Here is a 6,195-nt window from a genome sequence, read left to right as displayed (position 1 = left end):
GTGAGCGCGTACGCGGCGACGGCGGCCGCGGCGACCGCGATGGCGGCGGCGATCCCGGCCTTGGCGGCGGTGCCCAGGCCCTCGCCGGCCGCGGCGGCGCCGGCCCCGCCCCCGCCGGAGGCCGCACCGGCCGCACCGGCCGCACCGGCCGAGCCCGCAGCGCCCGCGGCTCCCGCGGACCCGGAGGTCGCGGCGGCCGTCCCGGCCGCTGCCGCACCGCCGACGGCGGCGGCACCGCCCACGGCGGCCGCGGCGGCGCCGAACCCGCCGACGCCGATCCAGACCAGCACCCCGCCGGGCAGCAGGGCGCGCAGCCCGGTGTTGATCTCGGTCAGTTCCAGGCAGGCGGCCGTGCAGCGGTCGCACTCAGTGAGGTGCCGGCCGACCTCCGCCGAGGCCCGCTTGCGCAGCGAGCCGCGCGCGTACGCGCCGAGCCGGTTGGCGTACGCCTCGCAGGCGCTGTCCTGGCTGCCCGAGACGTGCGCCTGGAGGAACGCGGCGGCGAGCCGGTCGCGGGCCCGGTGGGCCTGGACGGCGGTGGCGTTGGCGGTCTTGCCGAGCATCACCGCGACGGTCTTCGGGGACTCCCGCTCGACCTCGGTGTGCCAGAGCACCATCCGGTCGTCCTCGGGCAGTTCGGCGTAGGCCTGCATGACCATCCGCTGGTCGGCCATCGCCATCGCCCAGGCGTCGGCGCCCGGGTCGGCGAGGTCGAAGTCGACCACGGCGGCCGAGGTCTGCGCGAACACGGCGAAGTCGTCGACGAGTTGCTCGCGCCGCTCGCTGCGGTGCCAGGCGGCGGCGACGTTGCGCACGGCGGTCAGCAGGTACGCGCGGACGGCGAACTCGGGGCCCTTGCCCGCCCGCAGCGCCTGCAGGGTGCGGGCGAAGACCTCGCCCGCGAGGTCCTCGGCGGTGAAGCTGTCCCGGCAGCAGGTGCGGGCGTAGCGGCGCACCGAGTCGGCGTGCCGGCGGTAGATCTCCTCGTACGCGGTGTCGTCGCCGGCCCGCACCCGGGCGGTCAACTCGGAGTCGGAGGCCGGGCGCTCGCCGTCCACCGGGTCGGCGGGGGCGGGCACGGTCGGCCGGGCGGTGCGGCCGTCGCCGGTGAACGGTTCGCCGACGAACGCCTCGGGGGCGACGCCGCCCCGGCCCGCCGGGGCCTGCCCGGGCACCCGGCCCGGGGGCAGTGCGGCGGCGGAGGCGGAGAGCGTCTCGCGGCTGGGCATCCCGGCCTGGTCGGGGACGTGTCCGGCGGCCGAACCCGCTGCGGCGCCCGGCACTTGGGCCGTCCCGCCGGCGCTGCCGAGACTGCAGGGGCCCGCGGCGGACCCCTCGGCGGTCTCACCGGAGCGGCCCCCGAAGTCGAGGCCGTACCCGTAGTCGTTCTGTTCCTCGGCGCTCACAACGGACCCCAGATTCCACGACAGCCCCCGTAGTGTGGCAGGGCGCGCGGGAGTGCGTAGGCGCACGGTTCCCCGGCGTACGGCGCCGACGGCGCGCGAACGGCGCGCATCGGGACATTGGCTCCAACCACGGGCAAAGGATGGCATAGCGCAGGGATCGGCGGTAGCCGGACCGGTCGCCTTCCACTCCTCCGAGGGGCCGTCGCGGGGGCGTTCGCCCAGCGTGCGGTGGTGGGGTGTGCGACTCCCGCACCCCGGCGCGCGCACTCGGGTCGCGCGCCGGTCCTCCTCCCAACTCCCGTGCCCGTCCGGCGTGGCGGCCCGGCCGGCCGACGGGCGTCAGCGCTCCCGCAGGCCGTCCAACAGGATCTGCAGCAGCCGGTCCGAGGGCCCGGCGACCGGCTGGCCCTCCGTCTGCGGAGAAATCGGCGAGAAACCGACGGCCGTCGGCGCGGAGACCGACGGACGGGCCGCGTGCACCGGCACCGAGGCCGTCAGCACCAGCACCACGTCCGACACCGTGACGCCCGGCCGCAGTTCGCCCGCCGCACCGGCCCGCGCCACCAGCGCGGCCAGCAGCTGGAGCAGCAGCCGGGGATCGGCGTCGGCCGCCGACGGCTCGACCGCCCCGCCGGAACGGGCCTCCTCGCCGCGCAGGTCGAAGCGGACCGCGGCCGGCTGCTCCGACGCCCGCTGCTCGGGCACCCGGCCCAGCTCCTCCGCGTACCGGAACGCCTCCGGCGGCAGCAGCCGCCCGGCGCCGCTGCTCACCGCGCGGGCCAGGTAGCCGGCCAGCGCCTCCCAGGCGCCGTCACCGCCGTACAGCGACTCCCGCGCCTGCGCGGTCAGCCACGCCACCTCCTCGGCGGCGATCCGCTGGACCAGCACCTCCTTGCTCGGGAAGCGCCGGTAGACGGTGCCGACCCCGACCCCGGCCCGGCGCGCCACCTCCTCCATCGGCGCGCCGTAGCCGAACTCGCCGAACACCTCGCGCGCCGCCCGCAGCACGCTCTCCAGGTTCCGCCGGGCGTCCACCCGCAACCGGGCCCCCGGCACCGGCACGGCGGCCGGCGCTGGCTCGACCCGGTACGGGACGGCCGCCCGGGCCAGACCGGCCGGTGCCGTCCCGCCCTGCGGCAGGTCCACCGGGCCGCGCTGCTCGGGGACCATGCCCGGTCCGACCTGCGACGCACCCGCCCGCCCCAATACCTGCTCCTGATCCATCATCCCAACTCTCCCCCGCAGGCGTCCGAAACCGGACCCTGTCGTCGCCCGCCCCTGCACCCCCCGGTGCAGCTCGGCCCGTCAGAAGTGACCCGATGACCCATGCTCGTGCCGCCCGTCCCGATCCGGTGACCACGGTTCGTGCCGCCGTGCCGGGTCCACGTCCGGCTCGGCGCGTCGGCACCGACCGGGGCCCTGTCCGGGAACTACCCTTCCCCGGATGACCGTCCCCCAGTCGGGTTCTCACGCCAACGCTGGAACTGGCCGTAGTGGCCGCTCCACGGTGCGTCGCCGCCGATTGTCATGGCGACGGCCGCCCCGGTACACAATCCGACCATAGTTCACCACTCTCCGAGGCCGAAAGTGCGTCAGAAAGTCGCCCAGTAGGCACAACTGGCCACGACGGTCACTCGCGTCGCAACCAGCCCCGTACGGACTGTGGACAAGACGACCCCCGCCGGTCCTTCATAGGGGGCGTGATGGGGGACACCCCCGGCCGCGGGGTGGCCGGGACGAAACGTCGCATCGGCAGGAGGCGCACCATCAGGATCCTGATCGCCGGCGGCGGCTGCGCCGGAACGGCCGCCGCACTCCACCTCCAGCGCGCCCTGCGGGAACGGCTTCGGCGCGGCGAGGCGGAGATCACCGTCGTCGAGCCCCAGGCGTACTTCACCTACCACCCGCTGCTGGCCGAGGTGGCGGCCGGCTCGATCGACCCGAGACACGTGGTCGTCCCGCTGCGCCGGGTCCTGCCGGACTGCCGGGTGCTCACCGCCCGGATCACCCGGATCGAACACGCCGCCCGGCGCGCCCTGGCCGACGCAGCGGGCCCCGGCGAACCCCCCGCCCCGGTCGAACTCCCTTACGACGTCCTCGTGGTGGCCCCCGGATCGGTCTCCCGCACGGCGCCGGTGCCCGGCCTCGCCGAGCACGGCCTCGGCTTCTCCACCGTCGGCGAGGCGGTGGGCCTGCGCAACCACGTCCTGGAGCAGCTCGACCTCGCCTCCGCCACCCGCGACCCGGCGCTGCGCCAGGCCGCGCTCACCTTCGTCTTCGTCGGCGCCGGCTACGCGGGCGTCGGCGCGCTCGCCGAACTGGAGGACATGGCCCGCACCGCCGTGCGCGGCTACCACAACGTCCGCGCCGAGGACCTGCGCTGGGTGCTGGTCGAGGCGACCGGGCGGATCCTCGCCGAGGAGTCGCCCGAACTCGCCCGGCACACCCTGGGGGAGCTGCGCGAACGCGGCGTCGACATCCGGCTGAGCACCACCCTGGAGTCCGCCGCCGACCGGGTCGTGGCACTCTCCGACGGCAGCCGCTTCGGCGCCCGCACGCTGGTCTGGACGGCGGGCGTCCGGCCGTCCCCGCTGCTGCGCGCGACCGACCTGCCGCTGGACACCCTCGGCCGGGTGCGGTGCCTGGCGACCCTGCAGGCCGTCGGACCGGACGGGCGCGCCCTGCCCGGCGTCTGGGCGGCCGGCGACTGCGCCGCCGTACCGGACCCGAACGCGGACGGCGCCCCCTGCGCCCCCAACGCCCAGCACGCCTTCGCCCAGGCCGAGCTGCTCGCCCGCAACGTCGTGGTGGCCCTGGACGGCGGCCCGCACGCCCCGGGCCTGGCCGACTACCGGCCCGGCCCCGCCGCCTGCTCGACCTCGCTCGGCCCGCACCGGGCCGTCGCCCACACCCGGCGCGGCGGCAGGCTCACCGGCCGCCGGGCCTGGTGGCTGCACCGGGCCCGGCACCTGCGGCGGCTGCCGAGCACCGAGCGCCGGGTGCGGGTGCTGATGGACTGGGTGCTGGGTGGGGTGTTCTCCCGCGAGCCGGTCTCGCTGGGTGCGATGGAGCACCCGCGTTCGGCCTTCGAGGAGGGGTTCGGCCCCGAGCCCGGACGGCCGTCCGACGCCGGCCCCGATGCTCCCCGGTGACCGCGGCCGCCGACTCGGGCCGGCGGCCGACCGGACGGCGAACCGGGGAGTGGGTCGGACGGCGGATCGGGCGGCCACGCCGGGCGCGCGACTTCCGGAACCGGGCCTCCGCCTGACAGGATCAGCCCGACCTGGTCATTACCCCGTGTGCTGCTGCGCACACAAAAAGTGATGATATGCCTGGAAAACGAGGAAGCGGCCGTCGTTTGAACCTCATGCGCTGGAGCGCCCGGCTCGCCGGAGTCCCCTGGCGTGCCCTCCCGCCCCCCGGGACCGGCACCGAGGACGGTGCGCCCTGCCCCGAGGGCGTCGTCGTGCCCGGCCCCCGCGACCCGGCCGGCCCCGCCGCCACCGCGGAGCTCCCCGATCCGCACAAGCCGCAGAACCTGCGCGAGGTCCTCAACCGCATCCCCGCCCCGGTCGCCGTCACCTACGGCCCGCTCCACCAGCTCGGCTACGCCAACCGCGCCTACCGCGAACTCTTCGGCGAACGCCCCACCGGCCTGCCGGCCGCCGAGGCGCTCCCCGAACTCGCCACCATGGGCGTCCTGCCCCTGATGGACCAGGTCATCCGCGGCGGCCGCCCGCGCAGCGTCAAGGCCCGCTGCATCCTCGGCCTCACCGGCAACCGCTACTACAACGTCTCCTGCGTCCCGCTCGGCATGGGGGAGGGCGGCGGCGCCCCCGCAGAGGGACCGCCCGCCGGCGTGCTGATCTTCGCCGCCGAGGTCACCGACCAGGTCCTCGCCGCGGCCCGCCTGCGCGAAGCGGAACGCCGCCAGCGCGAGGCCGCCGTCACCCTCCAGCGCAGCCTGCTCCCGCAGAAGCTCGACCAGCCGGCCGGCCTGCGGGTCGCCGCCACCTACCAGCCGGGCGGCGCCGAGGCCGCGGTCGGCGGCGACTGGTACGACGTCATCGCCATCGACGGCGGGCGCACGGCACTCGTCATCGGCGACGTCATGGGCCGCGGCCTGCGTGCCGCCGCCGTCATGGGCCAGCTGCGGACGGCGGTCCGCGCCTACGCCCGCCTCGACCTCCCGCCGCACGAGGTGATGCGCCTGCTCGACGGCCTCGCCATGGAGATCGACGCCAACCAGATCGCCACCTGCACCTACGCCGTCTGGGACCCGCGGCGCCGCACCCTCTCCTACGCCTCCGCCGGACACCTCCCCGTCCTGCTGCGCTGCCCGGACGGCACCATCCTGCGCAGCGAGGAGCAGAACGGCCCGCCGCTCGGCACCGGCGGCGGCCTGCACGTCTCCCACACCCTGCGCCTGCTCCCCGGTACGACCGGTGTCCTCTATACCGACGGACTGGTCGAGCGCCGGGACGAGGACATCGACCAGGGCCTCGACCTCCTGGCCCGCACCCTGACCGGTGCGATCGGCGCCCCCGAGGTGATCTGCGCCCGGCTGCTGCGGGCGATGGGCGTGACCTCCGAGCACGACGACGACGTCGCCGTCCTGGCCTTCCAGCTGCCGGCGGAGGAGGGCACCGAGAATTCGGTTGCGCCACTTGACCCGGCGACTCCAGAGGTCTAGTGTTCTTCGAGCTGCCTGGCAGGGAGCACCGGACACGCATCTGCGCGGACGGTCCCGCGGTGGCCAATCCTCTGAAACACCACTTCCGGTTCGTGC

General features: G+C 76.1%; 3 protein-coding genes and 1 pseudogene. 2 read left to right on the top strand and 2 right to left on the bottom strand.

Going from position 1 to position 6,195, the window contains the following annotated elements; genetic code table 11:
* Together ACFRQN_RS39285 and ACFRQN_RS39280 are read right to left on the bottom strand one after the other, a co-directional pair.
* Positions 1–1,406, bottom strand: a 1,406-nt coding sequence (locus ACFRQN_RS39285) for a sigma-70 family RNA polymerase sigma factor (protein WP_380745415.1), incomplete at its 3' end; no start/stop codon positions are given.
* 339 nt (positions 1,407–1,745) lie between these two features.
* Positions 1,746–2,633, bottom strand: a complete 888-nt coding sequence (locus tag ACFRQN_RS39280; protein WP_380745413.1) for a TetR/AcrR family transcriptional regulator — start codon at positions 2,631–2,633, stop codon at positions 1,746–1,748.
* Positions 2,634–3,109: 476 nt separating this feature from the next.
* Between ACFRQN_RS39280 and ACFRQN_RS39275 the strand changes: the two genes are divergently transcribed.
* Positions 3,110–4,558: an NAD(P)/FAD-dependent oxidoreductase gene (locus ACFRQN_RS39275; protein WP_079272033.1), complete on the top strand. Its 1,449-nt coding sequence runs from the start codon at positions 3,110–3,112 to the stop codon at positions 4,556–4,558.
* A gap of 206 nt (positions 4,559–4,764) precedes the next feature.
* A pseudogene (locus ACFRQN_RS39270) lies at positions 4,765–6,051 on the top strand (PP2C family protein-serine/threonine phosphatase); the annotation flags it as partial.
* Positions 6,052–6,195 lie beyond the last annotated feature (144 nt).

The sequence above is a fragment of the Kitasatospora sp. NPDC056800 genome (assembly GCF_042789775.1).
Classification (GTDB): domain Bacteria; phylum Actinomycetota; class Actinomycetes; order Streptomycetales; family Streptomycetaceae; genus Kitasatospora.
The sequence above is the reverse complement of the archived record's forward strand: the minus strand, read 5'-3'. Positions and strand labels throughout refer to the sequence as shown.

Coding starts and splice junctions, on each gene's coding strand:
- ACFRQN_RS39275 (WP_079272033.1), top strand. CDS start 3,110: ATGGGGGACACCCCCGGCCGCGGGGTGGCCGGGACGAAACGTCGCATC.
- ACFRQN_RS39280 (WP_380745413.1), bottom strand. CDS start 2,633: ATGATGGATCAGGAGCAGGTATTGGGGCGGGCGGGTGCGTCGCAGGTC.